This is a genomic window from Streptomyces daliensis (assembly GCF_054782395.1).
In genome coordinates this window covers 95044-115250 of the sequence record NZ_BAAGSO010000060.1, presented here as the reverse complement: position 1 = coordinate 115250, position 20207 = coordinate 95044, and the positions used below count along the sequence as shown (strand labels likewise).

17 protein-coding genes are annotated in these 20207 nt (G+C 70.6%); 5 read left to right on the top strand and 12 right to left on the bottom strand.

Going from position 1 to position 20207, the window contains the following annotated elements; genetic code table 11:
* Nucleotides 1-81: 81 nt before the first annotated feature.
* Nucleotides 82-1443, bottom strand: a complete 1362-nt coding sequence (gene pafA / locus ACYVOO_RS14030) for a Pup--protein ligase (RefSeq protein WP_461015999.1) — start codon at nucleotides 1441-1443, stop codon at nucleotides 82-84.
* Nucleotides 1444-1452: 9 nt separating this feature from the next.
* A complete protein-coding gene (locus ACYVOO_RS14025) occupies nucleotides 1453-2724 on the bottom strand; it encodes an MFS transporter (protein ID WP_461015998.1) in 1272 nt (423 codons plus the stop codon).
* A gap of 148 nt (nucleotides 2725-2872) precedes the next feature.
* Here ACYVOO_RS14025 and ACYVOO_RS14020 point away from each other — a divergent pair, with 148 nt between their 5' ends.
* Complete coding sequence (locus ACYVOO_RS14020) at nucleotides 2873-3982, top strand: LacI family DNA-binding transcriptional regulator (RefSeq protein WP_461015997.1); 1110 nt, start codon at nucleotides 2873-2875, stop codon at nucleotides 3980-3982.
* A gap of 191 nt (nucleotides 3983-4173) precedes the next feature.
* Nucleotides 4174-4821, top strand: coding sequence for a hypothetical protein (locus tag ACYVOO_RS14015; RefSeq protein WP_461015996.1), 648 nt, complete (start codon nucleotides 4174-4176; stop codon nucleotides 4819-4821).
* Nucleotides 4822-4842: 21 nt separating this feature from the next.
* On the opposite strand, the gene uppS is transcribed toward ACYVOO_RS14015, so the two are convergent.
* The 6 genes from uppS to arc all read right to left on the bottom strand — a co-directional run bounded on the left by uppS (nucleotide 4843) and on the right by arc (nucleotide 12513).
* Complete coding sequence (uppS, locus tag ACYVOO_RS14010; protein WP_461015995.1) at nucleotides 4843-6462, bottom strand: polyprenyl diphosphate synthase; 1620 nt, start codon at nucleotides 6460-6462, stop codon at nucleotides 4843-4845.
* Between the two features lie 317 nt (nucleotides 6463-6779).
* Nucleotides 6780-7607 (bottom strand): proteasome subunit alpha, encoded by an 828-nt coding sequence (gene prcA, locus ACYVOO_RS14005; protein ID WP_461015994.1) that lies wholly within the window; start codon nucleotides 7605-7607, stop codon nucleotides 6780-6782.
* Between the two features lie 67 nt (nucleotides 7608-7674).
* A complete protein-coding gene (gene prcB / locus ACYVOO_RS14000) occupies nucleotides 7675-8520 on the bottom strand; it encodes a proteasome subunit beta (protein WP_453345003.1) in 846 nt (281 codons plus the stop codon).
* A 124-nt stretch (nucleotides 8521-8644) separates the two neighbouring features.
* Nucleotides 8645-8860, bottom strand: coding sequence for a ubiquitin-like protein Pup (locus ACYVOO_RS13995; RefSeq protein ID WP_453345002.1), 216 nt, complete (start codon nucleotides 8858-8860; stop codon nucleotides 8645-8647).
* Between the two features lie 143 nt (nucleotides 8861-9003).
* A complete protein-coding gene (gene dop / locus ACYVOO_RS13990; protein ID WP_453345001.1) occupies nucleotides 9004-10515 on the bottom strand; it encodes a depupylase/deamidase Dop in 1512 nt (503 codons plus the stop codon).
* A 231-nt stretch (nucleotides 10516-10746) separates the two neighbouring features.
* Nucleotides 10747-12513, bottom strand: coding sequence for a proteasome ATPase (gene arc, locus ACYVOO_RS13985; RefSeq protein WP_453345000.1), 1767 nt, complete (start codon nucleotides 12511-12513; stop codon nucleotides 10747-10749).
* 243 nt (nucleotides 12514-12756) lie between these two features.
* Here arc and ACYVOO_RS13980 point away from each other — a divergent pair, with 243 nt between their 5' ends.
* Nucleotides 12757-13044 (top strand): ferredoxin, encoded by a 288-nt coding sequence (locus tag ACYVOO_RS13980; protein ID WP_453344999.1) that lies wholly within the window; start codon nucleotides 12757-12759, stop codon nucleotides 13042-13044.
* 102 nt (nucleotides 13045-13146) lie between these two features.
* Here the strand turns inward: ACYVOO_RS13980 and ACYVOO_RS13975 are convergent, their stop codons facing one another.
* From ACYVOO_RS13975 to ACYVOO_RS13965, 3 genes are all read right to left on the bottom strand, one after another.
* Nucleotides 13147-13740, bottom strand: coding sequence for a hypothetical protein (locus ACYVOO_RS13975; protein ID WP_461015993.1), 594 nt, complete (start codon nucleotides 13738-13740; stop codon nucleotides 13147-13149).
* Nucleotides 13741-14000: 260 nt separating this feature from the next.
* Nucleotides 14001-14903, bottom strand: coding sequence for a tRNA (adenine-N1)-methyltransferase (locus ACYVOO_RS13970; protein WP_453344997.1), 903 nt, complete (start codon nucleotides 14901-14903; stop codon nucleotides 14001-14003).
* A 31-nt stretch (nucleotides 14904-14934) separates the two neighbouring features.
* Nucleotides 14935-16548 (bottom strand): site-2 protease family protein, encoded by a 1614-nt coding sequence (locus tag ACYVOO_RS13965; RefSeq protein WP_461015992.1) that lies wholly within the window; start codon nucleotides 16546-16548, stop codon nucleotides 14935-14937.
* A 184-nt stretch (nucleotides 16549-16732) separates the two neighbouring features.
* On the opposite strand from ACYVOO_RS13965, the gene ACYVOO_RS13960 reads away from it, so the two are divergent.
* Nucleotides 16733-17665: a RecB family exonuclease gene (locus ACYVOO_RS13960; protein WP_461015991.1), complete on the top strand. Its 933-nt coding sequence runs from the start codon at nucleotides 16733-16735 to the stop codon at nucleotides 17663-17665.
* Between the two features lie 47 nt (nucleotides 17666-17712).
* Nucleotides 17713-18384 carry a response regulator gene (locus tag ACYVOO_RS13955; protein WP_453344994.1) on the top strand — a complete coding sequence of 224 codons (672 nt, stop codon included), beginning with the start codon at nucleotides 17713-17715 and terminating at the stop codon, nucleotides 18382-18384.
* Between the two features lie 86 nt (nucleotides 18385-18470).
* Here ACYVOO_RS13955 and ACYVOO_RS13950 read toward each other — a convergent pair whose 3' ends face one another.
* Complete coding sequence (locus tag ACYVOO_RS13950; protein ID WP_461015990.1) at nucleotides 18471-20099, bottom strand: ABC transporter substrate-binding protein; 1629 nt, start codon at nucleotides 20097-20099, stop codon at nucleotides 18471-18473.
* Nucleotides 20100-20207 lie beyond the last annotated feature (108 nt).

Here is a 20207-nt window from a genome sequence, read left to right as displayed (position 1 = left end):
GTGACTTCTCCCGGCGCACACGCGTGGTTCCGTACGGTCAAGCGCACGCTCCGGAGAAATCCGGTCACATTCCGGCGCCGGTCACATTCCGGCGATCAGTTTCTCCACCCGTTCATCGACGGAGCGGAAGGGGTCCTTGCACAGCACGGTGCGCTGCGCCTGGTCGTTCAGCTTGAGGTGCACCCAGTCGACGGTGAAGTCCCGCCGCTGTTCCTGGGCGCGCCGGATGAAGTCGCCGCGCAGCCGCGCACGCGTGGTCTGCGGCGGCACGGACTTGCCCTCGAAGATCTTGAGGTCGTTGCAGATGCGGGCGGCCTGCCCCTTCCGCTCCAGCAGGTAGTAGAGGCCACGACGCCGGTGGATGTCGTGGTACGCCAGGTCTATCTGGGCGATGCGCGGGTGCGACATCGTGATGTTGTTCTTGGCGCGGTACCGCTCGATGAGCTGGTACTTCATCACCCAGTCGATCTCGGTGTTGACCTTGTCCAGCTCCTGGCTGCGGATGGCCTCCAGGGTGCGGCCCCACAGCTCCAGCACCTGCTCGACCCGGCCCGTGCGGATGCCGCGCCGCTCGCAGAAGTCCAGCGCCTTCTCGTAGTACTCCTGCTGGACCTCCAGCGCGGACGCCTCGCGCCCGCTGGCCAGCCGCACCTTGCGCTGCCCCGTGATGTCGTGGCTGACCTCGCGGATGGCCCGGATCGGGTTCTCCAGCGTCAGATCGCGCATCACGGTGCCCGCCTCGATCATGCGCAGGACGAGGTCGGTGGCGCCGACCTTCAGCAGCATGGTGGTCTCGGACATGTTGGAGTCGCCGACGATGACGTGCAGCCGCCGGTACCGCTCGGCGTCGGCGTGCGGCTCGTCCCTGGTGTTGATGATGGGCCGGGAGCGGGTCGTCGCCGAGGAGACGCCCTCCCAGATGTGCTCGGCACGCTGGCTGACGCAGTAGACGGCACCCCGGGGCGTCTGGAGCACCTTGCCCGCACCGCACATGAGCTGGCGGGTGACGAGGAAGGGGATCAGTACGTCCGCGAGGCGCGAGAACTCCCCGTGCCGGGCCACGAGATAGTTCTCGTGGCAGCCGTAGGAGTTGCCCGCCGAGTCGGTGTTGTTCTTGAAGAGATAGACGTCGCCCGCGATTCCTTCCTCGTGCAGGCGGCGTTCGGCGTCGACGAGGAGGCCCTCAAGGATGCGCTCGCCCGCCTTGTCGTGGGTGACCAGCTCGGTCACGTTGTCGCACTCGGGAGTCGCGTACTCCGGGTGCGAGCCCACGTCCAGGTAGAGGCGTGCGCCATTCCGCAGGAAGACATTGCTGCTGCGGCCCCATGACACGACACGGCGGAAGAGGTACCGCGCCACTTCGTCAGGGGACAGCCGCCGCTGTCCCCGGAACGTGCATGTGACGCCGTACTCGTTCTCCAGCCCGAAGATTCGGCGGTCCATGAGTGAACATTACGCCTGATGGCCTGTTCTGAAACCGGGTTCGGCGGCACCGTTCCGATCATTTTCCGACCTGGCCACCCGGACTGACGCACCGCCAGGACCTGCGGTGGGAGCTTCGAGCGCGCCCCGTGTCAGCAGCAGCACGAGCAGCGCCGCGACCCCTCCGGCCCCCGCGACGCCGAAGCCCGCCGAGGCACCTCCCCACTCGATGACGGGACCCACCACACCGGTACCGGCGGCGGCGCCGACACCGAAGGTGGTCACCAGCCAGGAGAACGCCTCCGTCACGGTCCCCGAGGGTGCGTGCCGGTCCACGACCACGAAGGCACAGGCGAGCGCGGGCGCCAGGAAGACACCGGCGACACCCGCCAGCAGCGTCATCGCGGCCACCCCCGGCACCAGCGCGAGCGGCAGATAGCCCAGCGCGAGGGCCAGGGAGAGCCACCGCAGCCGCCGTTCGGGCTGCCCCGCCCACTGCCGTGCCCCGTACACCACACCGCCGACCAGCGCGCCGAAGCCCAGCGCGGACAGCAGATAGCTGGAGATGAGGCTGTCGCCGTGGCCGTCCGCGTAGCTGACGGCGGCGACGGCGATGGAGCCGAGCGCGGCGCCGACGAAGAAGAACGAGCCGAGCAGCGCCAGCAGCCCGCGCGAGCGCAGCGCCCCCAGCCAGTGCGCCTCGCGCGGCGCGGAACGCCAGGCCCGCGAGGGCGGCGAGACCACGACGGAGAGGGCGCCGAGCACGCCGAGGACGTTGATGACCAGAAGGGCGGCTGCCTCGTTCCAGAAGGCCACCAGCAGGGTCACCAGCAGCGGCCCGAGCGCGAACATCACCTCCTGGGCCACCGCGTCCAGCGCGTAGGCGGAGTGGACGCGGTCATCCCGCTTGAGCACGCTCGGCCACAGCGCGCGCAGCCCGCCCTCCAGCGGGGGCGTGAACAGCCCGGCGACGAGCACGGCTGCGGCGGCGAGCGCGACGGGGTCGGTGCCCAGGAGCGCGAACAGGCCCATGCCGAGCGCGGAGAGCGCGGCAGCCGGGAGCATCACCCGGGGCTGCCCGTACAGATCGACGAGCCGCCCCAGCAGGGGCTGTCCGACGGCCGTGGCGACGCCGTAGACCGCCGAGAGGACGCCCGCGAGGGTGTAACTGCCGCCCTCCGCGCGCGTGAAGAGCACGATCGCCAGCGGTCCGGTGGCGTTCGGCAGCCTCCCGACGAGCGTCCCCGCGAGCAGCCGCATGGCGTGTCTGGCCCGCAGCAACTCGGCATAGCCCGTCGCCATCGGTCGGCTCCTCTCCGCCCGGTGACCGGGGGTCGCGTGAGTTGTACGTATAACCTGCGTGGTCATACGTACCATGTCGCTGATCCGGGGTCCACCCCGTTCCCGGGGATTCCCGAGGCCCTGGGGCCCCGGGGGAGAGGAGCCCAGCGTGACCAGCACCCGGCGGGACGAGGACGCGGCGCAGCCGCGCGACGGCAGGCCGCCCCGTCCCACCAGCCGCGACGTCGCCCGCAGCGCGGGGGTCTCGCAGGCCACGGTCTCGCTCGTGCTGGGCGACAAGTGGGAGGGCAGGGTCTCGCCGCGAACCGCCGAGGCGGTACGTGCGGCGGCCCGGACGCTGGGCTACCGCCCCAACCTCGCGGCCCGCAGCCTCCGCCTCGGCGGCACCCGCACGGCGCTGCTCGTCGTCCCCGCGCTGACCAGCGACTTCTTCGCCCGTGTGCACGCGGGGGCCGCGGCCGTCGCCGCCGAGCACGACTTCGGGGTGGTGCTGTACCCCTCGCCCGAGGGCATCGGCCCCGCGCCCGACCCCTTCGGCTCGGCGCGGGCCGCGCTGGACGGCGTCATCGCCTCCTCCATGGCCCCGGAGGCGCTGGCCGCGCTGCGGGGCGGAGGGCCGCGGGGCGAGGGGCTACGCGACGGGGGGCTACGGGGCGACGGGCTGCCGCTGGTCATGCTGGACAGCGACCCGGAGGGCGGCCGGGCAGCCGCCACCGTCAACCTGGCCATCGCGGACGGCATGCGCGCGACGGTCGCCCACCTGACGGCCCTGGGTCACCGCCGCATCGCGCACCTGGCGGCGGCCGTGGGCTCCTGGACCTTCGGCGTACGGGCGCGGGCGCTGGCCGAGGCGCTCGGTGAGGGGCACGGGGGCGAGGCGCCTGTGCTCGTACGGACCCGTCCCACAGGGCTCAGCGTCACCGACGGGCTCGCCGCCGCCACGGAGGCCCTTACCCGCGAGCCCCGCCCGACGGCGCTGATCTGCGACGACGACCTGGTGGCCGCCGGCGCCTGCAAGGCAGCACGACGGCTGGGCCTGCGCGTGCCGGAGGACGTGTCGGTCACCGGCTTCGACGACCTCGCGCTGGCCACTGCGGTCGAGCCCGAACTGACGACGGTACGGCTGCCGGCGCAGGAGATGGGCGCCGCTGGCATGCGGGCGCTGCTGGCGGTGCTGGAGGGGCGCCCAGCCGACACGGCCGTGCTCCCCGTCGCGCTGATCCCCCGCGGCTCGACGGGCCCGGCGCCCGGGCGCTGAACCTCGCGGGGCGCCGTGCGGGGCGGCGGGCCCGTGACGGGGCGCGGAACGGATCGCCGCGCAAGACCGACGTGCGCTGGTGCGGATGCGCCCTGCTTTCGAGTGGTTCTGCGCCGTGCCGGTCTGCCGGAAGCGGAAGTGGGCCGTTGACCGTTCGGGCCGTGACCTGCGGTCCGCGAAAGGACGGTTCGATGAACGCAACACGACGTTCGATTCTGAGCGCGGCCATGGCCACGCCACTACTCGCCCCCTTCACCGGCGCGGCCCCCGACGCCGCCGCGTCCACCCGGCTGGGCACGGTCTCCGACGCCTGGGCCGAGGTCCGCTGGACCCCGCAGACCCAGGCGCTGCTGGACCGCTACCAGGCGGAGGTGAAGCCGGTGGCCCCGGCACGGACGGTGAAGGACACCAGGGGCAGGGCGATCCGGTTCCCCGTGCGGTCCGGTGAGGGCGACCCCTCCCTGGCGGACCCGCGCAGGGCTCACGGCACCGGGAGGCTGGACGGCGGGATCACGTTCCGCACGCCAGGCGTCACAGTCCAGGCGGTCGATCTGGAGAGCGTCCTCAAGGACGGCCAGGCGACGGGCAAGTATCTGATCAACGGTGCTGACGTCGGGCACGGCCCGGTGTTCCGTCCCGGTCTGGACGAGGGCCGGCTGACGACGGAGAACGTGCCGCCGGGCAAGCCGATGAAGGTCCGGATCGAGGAGGTACCGCTGCGGCCCACGCAGGAGCTGCTGCGTCAGTTCACCCTCGCTTTCGGCTCGCCCGCGTTCTCTGAGGACACGGTGCTGGCGCACGCGGCCGGAGAGGGCGTGTACACCCCGCCGAAGAAGTGAGTCACCGCCGGTCCGGACCGCTCAGCCGGCCCGGACCGGCTCCGCGCGGCCGGTCTGGCCGGGCAGGCTGTCGTTCCCGCCGAAGCGGCGCCCGCGGCCCGCGTAGGCGTCGACGGCGTCCCGCAGCCGGGCCAAGTCGAAATCGGGCCAGAGTGCGGGGTCGAACACCAGCTCCGCGTAGGCGAGATGCCAGGGCAGGAAGTTGCTGATCCGCTGCTCACAGGTACGGATCAGCAGGTCGACGTCGGGCAGTTCCGGCACGTACAGGTGCCGGGCCAGATCGGCGGGGCCGATGCCCTCGGGGCGCAGGGTTCCCGCCACCGCCTCGGCGGCCAGCCCACGGGCAGCGGCGGTCAGTTCCTCCCGCCCGCCGTAGTCCACGCACATGGTCAGTGTGAGCACGTCGTTGTGCGACGTCATGCTCTCCAGCAGCGCGATCGAGGACGCGAGCGACGCGTCGAGCCGGTCCCGGCGCCCGCACCAGCGCACCTTCACACCGAGCCCGTGCAGCCACTCGGCGCCACGGGCGATCCAGTCCGCGAAAGCGTCGAACAGCGCGGTCACCTCCTCCTGCGAGCGGCCCCAGTTCTCCGTGGAGAACATGTAGATGCTCACGTGCCGGATGCCCAGCCGCTGTGCCGCGTTGACCAGCCGCATCGCCGTGCGCATACCCGCGCGGTGGCCCTGGTCCGCCGGCAGGCCGCGGACCTTGGCCCAGCGCCGGTTCCCGTCCATGATCACTGCGAGGTGGCCGGGGACCGGCCCCGGAACGGGCCGGGCCGGACGGCGGCGCGCACCGCCGTCCACGCTCAGCGGCTCCACTCCCTCCGTCAGCACCCGGGACCGCAGCAGGGTCACCTCGTCGTAGTGCATCTGCGCGCCCAGCAGCAGGGTGTGCAGGAACGGCTGGTACTCCGCACCCACCATCGCGGCGACCGGGACGGCCTCGTCCAGAAGCTCGCGCCAGTGGGAGAGCTGGACCTCCACCAGCGCGTCCAGCGCCTCCCGCGGCTCCCCGCGCCGCAGGTCATCGGCCTCAAGACCGAACCGTCGCAGGTCTTCTCCCGGCAGATAGCACCGGCCCGCCGCGAGATCGTCCGGCAGATCCTCGAACAAGTCGCTCATCTGGCACGCCTCGGCCAGTACCGATGCCAGCCGGAAGGCCTCAGGCCCGCACGGCTCCAGCAGGGCCGTCCACAGCTCCGCCAGAGCGCCCGTGCTGCCCCGCATATAGCGCCGCTGGTCCGCGAACGTCTCGAATTCCGGGGCCGCCGTGCAGTCGGCCCACACCGTGTCGAGGTGCTCCACGAGCAACGCCGCATCGAGATCCCACCTGTGCACCGTGTCCACCAGCGCGCGGCGTACGGGGTGTGCGCTGTGTCCGGACCGCAGCTCGGCCAGGGTGTCGGACCGCCAGCGGAAGAACCGGGCCGCACGCTCCTCGGGTGCGCCTTCGTCGGCGGTCTGGTCCGTCCGCACCGCCCACCCGTGGATCGCGTAGAAGGCGGGCCGGACCTCGGCGGGCAGCACGGTGATCGCCGCCCACATCGCGGCGTAGAACTGCCGCACCTCGCCCTCGCACGCCCCGTACGCCGCACGCAGTTCCGGCGACTCACCGAAACCCCCGGCTCTCTCCGCCATTCCCCGGACCACCGCTTCCCCATCGCCACCGTCACCGCCGTTGTCACCAGCACCAACGATCCACCGGCCCATCAGTGGCGTACCCGGGCGCCGTAGAGGAGTACGGGACGCCACGGCGGGGCCGTGAAGCGCCACGAGACGGCCCGTCCGGGGCCCGGAACACATCCGGGCCCCGGACGGGCCCCGGACCCGGCACAGCGGAGCGCACAGGCCCTGCTCCCGCTCTCCCTCCCACCCCCCGGGAACGACCCGGTCCCCGCCGGGGCCGTTGCCTGGCGGGGACCGTTGTCAGGGGTGGTGCGGGGTGGCCGTGGGGCCTACTTCTCGTCGGCCGACGGCTTGCCCTTCGGCTTGTGCGGGCCGGAGTCGGAGTCCGAGGACGAACCGGAGTCCGAGCCGGACTCGGAGTCGCCGTCTCCGTCGGCCGAATCGGCGGCGTCGGAGCCGTTCTCCTCCAGGAGCTGCGAGAGGCGGCTGCCCAGGACGCGCTTGAACTTGCGCTGCTGCGGGCGGCTGCGGTCCAGCACCGCGACCTCGAGCTGCTCGGCCGTCAGGTCCCGTTCCCCGCCGTTGTTGTCGCGGGCCAGGGCCTCGACCGCCAGCTTCAGCGCCTCGCTCAGCGACATGTCGTCGCGGTGGCGCTCGTTGAGGTGGTTGCCGATCGTCTCGGAATTGCCGCCGACCGCGACCGAGCCGTGCTCGTCCACGATCGAGCCGTCGTGCGGCAGGCGGTAGATCTGGTCGTCCTCGGGCGACGGGCCGACCTCGGCCACGATCAGCTCGACCTCATAGGGCTTCTCCGCGTTGCTGGAGAAGATGGTGCCCAGCGTCTGTGCGTAGACGTTGGCGAGACCACGGGCCGTGACGTCGTCGCGGTCATAGGTGTAGCCCCGCAGATCCGCGTACCGGACGCCGCCGATGCGCAGATTCTCGAACTCGTTGTACTTGCCGACGGCGGCGAAGGCGATGCGGTCATAGATCTCGCTGACCTTGTGCAGCGCGCGCGAGGGATTCTCGGCAACGAACACGATGCCGTCGGCGTACTGCAACACGACCACGCTGCGACCGCGCGCGATGCCCTTGCGGGCATACTCCGCGCGATCGGCCATGGCCTGCTGGGGTGAGACATAGAACGGCGTCGACACCGGCTATCCGTCCCTTCCTGTCCTGTGCGTGCGTAAGGGCCCACGGCCCAGTGGGTGAGCCTGGAACCTAGGAGAGCGGGGCCTGCGGCCCGTTGGGCGACTGGAGCCTGCCCTCGTGCACGGCCAGGGCCAGCTCGGAGATCTCCTCCTCGGCCAGCCTGCGATAGCCGTCCTCGGTGATGACCGAGACGATGGGATAGATCCGCCGGGTGAGGTCCGGGCCGCCCGTCGCCGAATCGTCGTCCGCCGCGTCATAGAGCGCCTGGAGCACGACCGTGGCGACCTGCTGCTCCGTCAGGTCCTCGCGGTGCAGCTTCTTCAGCGAACCGCGCGCGAAGACGGACCCGGAGCCGACGGCCGTGAAGCCCGTCTCCTCGGAGCGCCCGCCCGTCACGTCGTAGGAGAAGATGCGGCCCTTCTGCCTGTCCACGTCATAGCCCGCGAAGAGCGGGACCACGGCGAGGCCCTGGAGCGCCATGCCCAGGTTGCCGCGGATCATCGTGGAGAGCCGGTTGGCCTTGCCCTCCAGGGAGAGCTGGGAGCCCTCCACCTTCTCGAAGTGCTCCAGTTCCAGCTGGAAGAGCTTGACCATCTCCACCGCGAGCCCGGCCGTGCCGGCGATGCCCACCGCGGAGTGCTCGTCCGCGGGGAAGACCTTCTCGATGTCGCGCTGCGCGATGACGTTGCCCATCGTGGCCCTGCGGTCACCCGCGAGCACCACGCCGCCGGAGAAGGTCGCCGCGACGATCGTGGTGCCGTGCGGTGCCTGCACAGCCCCCTCCACGCGGGGCAGCGGCCGGTTGTGCGGCAACTGGTCCGGCGCGTGCGAGGACAGGAAGTCCATGAAAGACGACGAGCCCGGCGTCAGGAAGGCTGCCGGCAGACGCCCTGTGTCACGTGTGTTGGCTTCCACGCGTTTCCTTCCACGAGTTCGTGAAGAAGAGATCTTGGAATACTGCCCGGACCTTACCCGGGACCGCGAATGTCATCCGTCCTGCGCCCCCGTTCACGGGGACGCAGGACGGGGGTCACTCGCCTTACTCTCCGCCCTTCTGGACGAACGACCGCACGAAGTCCTCGGCGTTCTCCTCCAGGACGTCATCGATCTCGTCGAGCACGGAGTCCACGTCGTCCGAGAGCGCCTCCTGGCGCTCCTTGAGGTCCTCGGAGACCTGCGCGTCCTGCGCTTCCTCCTCGGTCTCCTCGGTCTGGCGCGTCGCCTTCTGCTGTCCGCCGGTGTCCTTGGTCGCCATTTCCCTCACCCCGCTCGGTTCGGTGTGTACGCGAGACGTACAAGATCAGACCCTACAAGCAGGGACTGACATCGGCCCTTCACTTGCCATAACGCCCGGAAGCCACCTCGATGATTCCCGGATCGGCCAACATCTACCGTTTCTCAGCCCCCGGACAGCACCTTCACCAGGTCCTCGGCCGTGCGGCAGCGGTCCAGGAGCTCCTTGACGTGGTTGCGGGTGCCGCGCAGCGGCTCCAGGGTGGGGACCCGTTGCAGGGAGTCACGGCCCGGCAGGTCGAAGATGACCGAGTCCCAGGAGGCGGCGGCCACGTCGTCCGCGTACTGCTCCAGGCAGCGTCCGCGGAAGTAGGCGCGGGTGTCCTCCGGCGGCTTGGACGCGGCCCGCTCGACGTCCTGCTCGTCCAGCAGGCGCTGCATCTTGCCGCGTGCCGCGAGACGGTTGTAGAGGCCCTTGTCGGGGCGTACGTCCGCGTACTGGAGATCGACGAGGTGGAGCCGGGGGGCATCCCATTCGACCTGGTCACGGCGGCGGTAGCCCTCCATCAGCTCCCGCTTGGCGACCCAGTCCAGCTCCCCGCTGAGGCTCATCGGATCGTGTTCCAGCCGGTTCAGCACGTCCTCCCATCGGGTGAGGACGTCCTTGGTCTGATCGTCCACATCCGCGCCCCAGCGCTCCTCCACGTACTTGCGGGCCAGCTCGCAGTACTCCATCTGGAGCTGTACACCGGTGAGCGTGCGCCCGCTGCGCAGCGTGATCAGCCTGCCGAGCGTGGGGTCGTGGGAGACCTGGTGGAGGGTCCTGACGGGCTGGTCGACGGCGAGGTCGACGGCGATGAAGCCGTCCTCGATCATGGAGAGGACCAGCGACGTCGTGCCCAGTTTGAGGTACGTGGAGACCTCGGAGAGGTTGGCGTCCCCGATGATCACGTGCAGCCTGCGGTACTTCTCCGCGTCCGCGTGCGGCTCGTCGCGGGTGTTGATGATGGGCCGCTTCAGCGTGGTCTCCAGGCCGACCTCGACCTCGAAATAGTCGGCACGCTGGCTGAGCTGGAAGCCGTGTTCGCTGCCGTCCTGGCCCAGTCCCACGCGCCCGGCGCCGCACACGACCTGCCGGGAGACGAAGAACGGCGTCAGGTGGCGCACGATGTCCGAGAAGGGGGTCTCCCGCTTCATCAGATAGTTCTCGTGCGTCCCGTAGGAGGCGCCCTTGTTGTCGGTGTTGTTCTTGTAGAGGTGGATGGGCTGGGTGCCCGGCACCTCGGCGGCCCGCACAGCGGCCTCGGCCATGATGCGCTCGCCCGCCTTGTCCCACAGCACCGCGTCCCAGGGGTTGGTGACCTCGGGGGAGCTGTACTCGGGGTGGGCGTGGTCCACGTAGAGCCGTGCGCCGTTGGTGAGGATCACGTTGGCGAGGCCGATGTCCTCGTCGGTGAGCTGGCTGGCGTCGGCTGCCTCACGCGCCAGGTCGAAGCCGCGGGCGTCCCGCAGCGGGTTCTCCTCCTCGAAGTCCCAGCGGGCGCGGCGCGCCCGGTGCATCGCCGCCGCGTAGGCATTGACGACCTGGGACGAGGTGAGCATGGCATTGGCGTTGGGGTGACCGGGCACGGAGATTCCGTACTCGGTCTCGATACCCATTACTCGCCGTACGGTCATGCGGCCCTCCTTGCCCGGCGGCGGCCCGCCATCGGGCCACCACTCAAGTCCCGCTGCGCATCCGGCCCGTGTGCGATCCCCTCTCCCGCACTGCGCGAGGCGGCGGTAGGGAAGAGCCTAGAACGCGTGGGCTGAAGTGGGGAGATCACCTAGCGGACTTCCTCAGGACTGCTGGAAACAATCCGGCTGCGAGTGCCCGTGCTGGGCACCCGCAGCCGGACGGTGTCTTCTCTACAGGTACTGACCGGTGTTGGCCACCGTGTCGATGGAGCGGCCCGTGTCCGCGCCCTGCTTTCCGGTGACGAGGGTGCGGATGTAGACGATCCGCTCGCCCTTCTTGCCGGAGATACGGGCCCAGTCGTCGGGGTTGGTGGTGTTGGGAAGGTCCTCGTTCTCCTTGAACTCGTCCACGCAGGCGGCGAGCAGGTGGGCGACGCGCAGGCCCTTCTGGTTCTGGTCGAGGAACGCCTTGATCGCCATCTTCTTGGCCCGGCCCACGATGTTCTCGATCATGGCGCCGGAGTTGAAGTCCTTGAAGTACAGGACTTCCTTGTCACCGTTGGCGTAGGTGACCTCCAGGAAGCGGTTCTCCTCGGATTCCGCGTACATCTGCTCCACGACGGACTGGATCATCGCGTCGACAGCGGCGGCGACGTTCCCGCCGTGCTCCGCGACGTCGTCCGCGTGCAGCGGCAGGTTCTTCGTGAGGTACTTCGAGAAGATGTCCTTGGCCGCCTCGGCGTCCGGGCGCTCGATCTTGATCTTCACGTCGAGCCGTCCCGGGCGGAGGATCGCCGGGTCGATCATGTCCTCACGGTTGGAGGCGCCGATGACGATGACGTTCTCCAGGCCCTCCACTCCGTCGATCTCGGAGAGGAGCTGCGGGACGATGGTGTTCTCCACGTCCGAGCTGACACCGGATCCACGGGTGCGGAACAGGGAGTCCATCTCGTCGAAGAAGACGATGACGGGTGTGCCCTCGCTCGCCTTCTCCCGCGCGCGCTGGAAGACCAGCCGGATGTGCCGCTCCGTCTCGCCGACGTACTTGTTGAGCAGCTCGGGGCCCTTGATGTTGAGGAAGTAGCTCTTCCCCTGGGGCTTGCCCGTCACCTCGGCGACCTTCTTGGCCAGCGAGTTGGCGACCGCCTTCGCGATCAGGGTCTTGCCGCAGCCGGGCGGGCCGTACAGCAGCACGCCCTTGGGCGGACGGAGTTCGTGCTCCTTGAAGAGGTCCGGGTACAGATACGGGAGCTCCACCGCGTCGCGGATCATCTCGATCTGTCCGCGGAGGCCACCGATCTTGTTGTAGTCGATGTCCGGGACCTCTTCGAGGACAAGCTCCTCGACCTCGCTCTTGGGCACGACCTCGTAGACGTACCCGGAGCGCGATTCCAGCAGCAGGGCGTCGCCGGCCCGGAGCGTGGCGTTCAGCAGCGGCTCCGCGAGCCGCACCACACGCTCCTCGTCGGTGTGCCCGACCACCAAGGCGCGCTCGCCGTCCTCAAGCACTTCCTTGAGGGTGACGATGTCTCCCGCGCGCTCGAACTCCATGGCCTCGACCACATTGAGCGCCTCGTTGAGCATGACCTCCTGGCCACGCCGTAGCTCTTCGAGGTCCACACTGGGGCTGACGTTCACCCGGAGCTTGCGGCCGCCGGTGAAGATGTCGGCCGTGCCGTCCTCATTGGCCTGCAGGAACGCTCCGAAGCCCGCCGGCGGCTGCGCCAGCCGGTCGACCTCCTCCTTGAGGGCCACGATCTGGTCGCGTGCCTCACGGAGCGTGTTGGAGAGCCGCTCGTTCTGCGCGGACACGCCGGCCAGGTTGGTCTGAAGCTCGACGATCCGCTCCTCGAGAATCCGAGTATGCCGCGGAGAGTCGGCGAGCTTGCGGCGCAGGACGGCGATTTCCTGCTCAAGATAGGCGACCTGGCCGGACGGGTCGTCGGAACCCCGACCGGGCCGGATGCCGCGGTTAGTGTCGTCGTCGTGGGCTGCCACGGTCCTCACCTCCTCCAAGGGGAGCTGGACGCTTCCAGACCCTACCTGGGCCGGTGCAGGTTGAAACCCCTAGATCACAAAGACGGTAGGGGTGTGTCTGATCTTCACCCTTGCGCACTCCCTCACGCCTGGGGAATACCCACCCATCAACATCGGAAAGCGACCGGCTGTAACCTCGACACGGTCAACACCCGTCAGGGGTAGCACTATTTCGTCACGACCGCAGGAACGGCAGGCAGCAAGATGAGCACCGGGAACGAAGCCCTGGAGGTCTGGATCGACCAGGACCTGTGCACCGGGGACGGTATCTGCGCGCAGTACGCCCCCGAGGTCTTCGAGCTGGACATCGACGGCCTGGCCTATGTGAAGAGCGGGGACGACGAGCTGCTCCAGACCGAGGGCGCGACCACTCCGGTCCCGCTGCCGCTCCTCACGGACGTCGTCGACTCGGCCAAGGAGTGTCCGGGCGACTGCATCCATGTACGACGCATTTCAGACAGGGTCGAGGTCTACGGTCCCGACGCGGAGTGACCGAAGCACACGGAGCGCAACGGTGCGCGCCCGAAGCACGGCGCGGTCGCACCGGTCGTGGCGGTCGCACCCGGCGCTGACGCCCGGGGATCCGGAGAGCGGTCAGACACCGGCGCTTCCCGCGACCGGGGCCGGGACGAGGACGAACTTCCCTGCCTTCCACTCCCATTTCACCTTGCGCTGCCGGTCGGGGCAGCAGCGCGGCACGTCGGCCGAGGAGTAGCCGAGGAGCGTCGCGGAGACGGTGCGTCCGCGGACGGTGAAGTCCGTGACGTTCATCTTCTCCTCGGTCCGCACGAGGGTCGCCACGACCTGCGGGCGCTCCCCCGGCTCCTTCGCCGGGGCCAGCACGAAGACGCCGCTGGGCGGTGTGCCCGTGCCCGACTGGCAGCGCACGACGGCGACCGTCTCGCGCTGGCCGTCCCCGTCGAAGTCCGCCGAACCCTGGTCCACCACGTCCACCTTGGCCCCCGTCCCCGCGCCGCACTCCACGGGGAACCGCGCCTTGCCGGGGTCGGGCGCGGGCGCCGCCGCCGTGCCGCCACGCGCCGTGGCGGCGGACGGGCCGGAGGCCGCGGGGCCCGCCGTGGCGTCGGGAGGCTGGACCATGGCCGAGACCCCGACGACCGCGGCGAGAGCGGCGGCCGTGGCGATCCAGTGCACCGTGCGGGTACGGGTGTGCGGCAGTTCCGTCACGCTGGATGACTCCAGTGGAAAGTGTGGTGAGGGGGAGTGCTCCGCATCGTGCCATACGTCACACAGGGCCGGAACAACCGGGTCCGCCGAGCCGGACCAAGTCCGCGTAAAGAAACCGCCGCCGGGCTCCGCTGGTGCGGAACTCGGCGGCGGCTGAGTCGAGTTGAACGGCTTCCCTCCGGGCCCGGAGAGCGCCGCTGACCACCCCGGAGAGGGCGGCGGAGCGGGCCCCGGCCGGAGCCCGGCCGTGGACCGTGGTGTCAGCTCTTGGCGCCCGACTGGCTGCCAGGGCCCGTGTAGTCCTCCCCGTACGCGCCCTTGGCGGGACGGCGGCGGCGCAGCGGGGGCTCCACCCCGTCGGCGAGGCGGCGGGCTGTCAGCAGGAAGCCGGTGTGCCCGATCATGCGGTGGTCGGGGCGCACGGCGAGGCCCTCGACGTGCCAGTTGCGGACCATGGTCTCCCACGCCTGCGGCTCGTTGAAGGTGCCGTGCTCGCGGATGGACTCGACGACGCGGGCCATCTGCGTCGTGGTGGCGACGTAGCAGCACACGATGCCGCCGGGCACCAGCGCCTTGGAGACGGCGTCCAGGCACTCCCAGGGGGCCAGCATGTCGAGGATGACGCGGTCGACCTCGGTGTCGGACAGGTTGTCCTGGAGATCGCCCACGGTCAGCGTCCAGGCGGGGTGGGGCTCGCCGAAATAGCGCTCCACGTTCTGCTGGGCGATCTCCGCGAAGTCGGCGCGGCGCTCGTAGGAGTGCAGCATGCCCTGGTCGCCGATGGCGCGCAGCAGGAAGGTGCTGAGCGAACCGGAACCGACACCCGCCTCCACGACGCGCGCGCCGGGGAAGATGTCGGCCATGGCCAGCACCTGCCCCGCGTCCTTGGGGTAGACCACCGCGGCTCCGCGGGGCATGGACAGGACATAGTCGGGGAGCAGGGGGCGCAGCGCCAGGTAGGCGACGTTTCCCGTGGTACGGACGACACTGCCCTCGGGAGCGCCGATCAGCTCGTCGTGGGGGAAGGCTCCCTTGTGGGTGTGGAAGCTCTTCCCCTCTTCGAGGGTGATCGTGTAGTGGCGTCCCTTGGGGTCGGTGAGCTGGACCTGGTCCCCGACCTTGAAGGGCCCGCGACGGCGGGCGGCACCGGTCGGTTCGGACATACGGACAGACTAACGGGTTTCCGGAGGCCGGCTACGCGGAGGGCTTGGCCATGGCCGCGACGAACGCCTTCTCGACGTCCCCGGTGGACAGCACGCCGTAGATCTCGCCGGTGTCCTCGACGACCAGGTACTCCGTGGCCGGGGTGGCGCGCAGGTGGTCCAGCAGTTCCTCGCCCGCCAGCTCGGCGCGGACCCGCATGCCCTCCTTGAGGTCCTGCGCGAGCGTGGAGACGGCGACCCAGGGGCGACGGTGCTCGGGCACCCCGACGATCGCCGCCTCGCGCACCAGCGAGATGGGGCCGCCCCTGCCGTCGACCACGACCAGCGCGCGTGCGCCCGCCTCGTTGGCGCGGCGCAGGGCCTCGGAGAGTGGGGTGTCTGCGTGTACGGGGACGGCGCGGCGGGTGAGCGCGCGGGCGCGCAGCTCGGGGAGGTGTTCGCGCAGCCTGGCCATGCGGAGGCTGTTGCCGGCGCCGGTCCAGATGATCGCGGCGAGGATGGCGGCGAGCAGCGCGTCCGTGAGCGAGTCGACCCCGCTCAGCCCGTCCTCGGTGAAGCCGCCCGCGTGGGTGGCCAGGGGCAGCCCGATCAGCACGGCGATGGCCAGGGCGCGGCCCGTCCAGGCGGCGAAGACGGTGCCCGTCATGGCCCTGCCGCTGAGCTTCCAGACCAGGGCGCGCAGCATCCGGCCGCCGTCCAGGGGAAGCCCGGGGAGGAGGTTGAAGGCCGCGACGATGAGGTTGGAGACCATGAGCCCGGCGAGCAGCACACCGGGCACCGTGCCGGGCTCGACGACCTTCATGCCGACGTAGAAGACCCCCGCGAGGACGAGCGAGAGCAGCGGCCCCACGAAGGCGAGGACGAACTCGCGGCCCGGCGTCTCGGACTCCTTCTCGATCTCCGAGACGCCCCCGAAGAACTGGAGCTGGATGCGGCGCACCGGCAGCTTGAAGCGCAGCGCGGCGACGGTGTGGGCCAGCTCGTGCACCAGGACGGAGGCGTAGAAGGCCACGGCGAAGAAGAGCGCGATGAGGTAGCGCAGGGCGCCGAGGTGGGGCAGTACGCGGTCGAGCTGGCCGCCGAACACCCAGGTGATGAGCGCGGCGACGAGGAACCAGCTCGGTGCGACGTAGACGGGCACGCCGAAGGGGCGGCCCATGAGGATGCCGCCGCCCGTACGGGAACGCTCGCCCTTCTCCTGCTTATCGGGGGTCCGCGCCTTCTCGGGGGTCTGCTTCGAGAGGCCCCGTCCGGCCGGGTCGGCGGGCGCGGGCTTCTCCTCGCGGGCCGCGAAGGGCTCGGGGGCCGTCTCCTCCGGGTCCTGGGCGGGCCGCTCCTGAGACGTCGGCCGGTCCTCGGGGGGTGCCTCCGGGGGTGCCTCGTGGGAGGGCGCGTGGTCCGGTTCGGGTTCCGCTTCCGGCCCGTCGGCGGGCACGCGCGCGGGCGCGGGCGCGTCCTCGGGGGCCTCGGCCCGTACCGCGGCGCGCGGCGCCTCCGCGGAGCCGTCCGGCCCGCCGGTTCCGGTGCGCGCCGGAGCCTCGGAGACGTCCGGCCCGCCGGGGGCGCGGTCGCGGCCGTCGCCCTCGTCACTCGTGCTGCCGGGGCCGCTGGTGCGCGGCTTGCCGCCGTTGTCCGTGTCCGCCACGGGTTCCCCTCTGCCGCTGCCCTCGCACACCGCCCTGCGCGATTCCCATGATCATGCAGTGCGAGGACCTGTGCCGTCGATGGTATGCGCCCGTTGTCAGTGATGGGCCGTAGGGTCTTCCCCCATGAGAACCAGCGCCGCATCGCCTCCGAACTCGCTGTCGCCGTCGCGGGCCAGTGACTTCATGCAGTGTCCGCTGCTCTACCGCTTCCGGGTGATCGACAAATTGCCCGAGAAACCTTCCCCCGCCGCCACGCGCGGCACCGTCGTCCACGCGGTGCTGGAGCGGCTCTTCGACGCGCCCGCGGCGCAGCGCAGCGCTCCCCGCGCGCGTTCCCTGGTCGTGCGCGAGTGGGAGCGGCTGCTCGCGAAGCGTCCGGAGCTGGCCCGGCTCTTCGCGGAGGACGAGGACACGAAGACGGCGGAGGACGCGGGCGGCGCGGAGGGCGCCGAGGAGACGGACGGTGCCGGGGACGCGGCAGGGAAGCGGCTGGCCCAGTGGCTCGCGGAGGCCGAGGAGCTGGTCGAGCGCTGGTTCACCCTGGAGGACCCCACCCGGCTGGAGCCCGCCGAGCGCGAGCTGTTCGTCGAGGCGAAGCTGGAGTCGGGGCTCCGGCTGCGCGGGATCATCGACCGCGTGGATGTCGCGCCGACGGGCGAGGTCCGCGTCGTGGACTACAAGACGGGCAAGGCTCCCCGCCCCGAGTACACGGACGGGCCCCTCTTCCAGATGAAGTTCTACGCGCTGGTGCTCTGGCGCCTGCGCGGGGTGATCCCGCGCAGGCTCCAGCTGGTCTTCCTGGGCGGCGAGGGTGACGTCCTGACGTACGACCCGGACGAGGAGGACCTGCGCGGCGTCGAGCGGAAGCTGCTGGCGCTGTGGGACGCGATCACGCGCGCGACGGAGAGCGGTGACTGGCGTCCGAAGCGCAGCAAGCTCTGCGGCTGGTGCGACCACCAGGCGCACTGTCCCGAGTTCGGCGGCACTCCCCCGCCGTACCCCCTCACCATCCAGCCGCGGCTCCCCGAGCCCCGCACCGAGCCCGAGCCCCAAGCGGGGACGCAGGCGCCCGTAGCGCGTGCGGAAGGGCCAGCGGACCCCCTGCCGGGGGCTTAGGCAAGAATGGGCCCACATGCCGCCTGACGTCCGCTGGAGGAGATTCCGTGGCTATCCGCGTCCTGCTGGTCGATGACCAGCCGCTGCTGCGCACCGGATTCCGGATGATTCTGGAGGCGGAGCAGGACATCGCCGTGGTCGGAGAGGCCGGTGACGGGCTCCAGGCCCTCGATCAGGTGCGGGCGCTCCAGCCGGACGTGGTCCTGATGGACATCCGCATGCCCCGGATGGACGGTGTCGAGGCCACCCGCAGGATCACGGGGCCCGCGAAGGACGGCCCGGCCAAGGTGCTGGTGCTGACGACCTTCGATCTCGACGAGTACGTCGTGGAGGCCCTGCGCGCCGGTGCCAGCGGCTTCCTGCTCAAGGACGCGCCCGCTGGCGAGCTGGTGCAGGCGATCCGCGTGGTGGCGGCCGGTGAGGCGATGCTCGCGCCGAGCATCACCCGCCGCCTGCTCGACAAGTACGCGGGCAAGCTGCCCTCGGGCGACGAGCCCGTGCCTGACACCCTGCACCAGCTCACGGAGCGCGAGGTCGAGGTGCTGAAGCTGGTGGCCCGCGGCCTGTCGAACGCGGAGATCGCCGCCGATCTGTTCGTCAGCGAGACGACGGTCAAGACGCACGTCGGCCATGTGCTGACGAAGCTGGGGCTGCGGGACCGGGTCCAGGCGGCGGTCTACGCCTACGAGAGCGGGCTCGTCCGCCCCGGCACCCCGTAAGCCCGTAAGCCCGTAAGCCGCACAGGCAACCGGGGGCGCGCCCGATACGGCGCGCCCCCGTCACGACCCAGGCGCCCGGCCTCCGGTCAGCCGTCGGCGCCCTTGCTGATCTCCCAGAAGCGGAAGACCGTCGAGGCGTCCAGCGTCCACTCAAGGCCCGCGATGTTCTCGCGGGCCACGGCGTACTGCTTGCCCTGCCACACCGGCAGCACCGGCACCTCCTCCGCGACCTGGTCCTGGACGGCCTCGAAGTCCTGGACGGTGTCGGCCCTGTTGCTCTTCTTCGCGGTGCGCGGCAGGAGCTGCCCGGTGATGCGTCCGGGGTCGTAGCCGTTGCTCAGGACGTTGCCCTCGCCGAAGAAGGGGGCGGTGAAGTTGTCGGCGTCCGGGTAGTCGGGGACCCAGCCCTTCACGTAGACGCCGTACTTCCCGGCCGCGATGTCCTTGTCGTACTGCTCGATGTCCCTGGTCTTGACCTTGGCGTCGAAGAGGCCGCTGGCGTTGAGCTGGTCGGCTATCTCCTCGAACTCCTTGACCGTGTCGGGGCCGTAGCGCACGGGTGTGGCCCACAGCGTCAGCTCGGCCTTGCCCTGGATGCCCTCGCTCCTGAGCGCGGCTTCCGCCTTGTCGCGCTGGGGGCGCTCGCCGTAGCGGTCGAAGAAGGCGGTGTTGTGTCCGGTGATCCCGGCGGGGACGACGGAGTAGAGCGGTTCGGCCGTGCGCTTGTAGACATCGCGGATGAGGGTGGTCCGGTCGAGAAGGTACGCGATGGCCTGGCGGACGCCGAGCTTCCCGGTGACGGGGTCCTTGAGGTTGAAGACGAGGTGCTGGACCTCGGCGCTGGTGCCCTCGACGACCTGGATGTGGCGGTTGCTGCCCGCCGTGCCCGAGGACGCCTCCAGGCCCGCGAGCGCGGCGGTGGACAGGCCGCGGTAGGCGAGGTCGACGTCACCCTTCTGGACGGCCTTCTTCAGCCTGTCCTGGTCCCCGTGGAAGAGCTTCAGCGTCATGCCGCTGTTCTGGGCCTCGGCGGGGCCGCGGTAGTGGGGGTTGACGGAGAAGCGGGCCTGCTTCTTGTCGAAGCTCGAAAGGGTGTAGACGCCGGAGCCGACGGCCTTCTGGTCCTCGCGGAGGCTGTTCTTCGGGTACGAGCGGTGGTCGACGATGGACCCGGCGCCGGAGGCGATCTTCTGCGGGAAGGTGGCGTCCGGGTACTTGAGGCGGAAGACGACGGTCTTCTTGTCCGTCGTGGTCACCTCGTCGATGGAGTCCAGCATCACGGCGGGACCGGCCTCGTCGTCGATGCGCAGGGTGCGCTCGAAGGAGAACTTGACGTCCTCGGAGGTCAGCTCGTTGCCGTTGCTGAAGCGGAGCCCGTCGCGCAGGGTGCAGGAGTAGACGCGGGTGCGGCTGTCGGTGAAGCCGCACTGGCTGGCCGCCTCGGGCTGCGGCGTGGTGGAGCCCTTGGGGAAGCTCAGGAGGGACTGGAACACGTTGTTGAAGACCAGCCAGGAGGCGGGGTCGTAGCCGGAGGCCGGGTCGGTGGAGATGATGTCGTCGCTCATCCCCATGACGATGGGCTCCCCCTTGCCCGCGGCCTCGCCGTCGTCGCTGCCGCACCCCGCGAGCAGCGTGGCGGCCACGGCGACGGTGAGGGGCGCAGCCGCCCACCGGGCCTGCCCCCGGGCCGACCACCGGGCCTGACGGTTTCTCACGCGCATGTCCGTCCTACCGTCTCTCTCGTCTCTTTGCGGTTGTCCGTGGCATCGCGGGGCGCCGTTGCCGCGTGATGCACGTCTTCCGTGCGTCCCGTGTGTCCACGG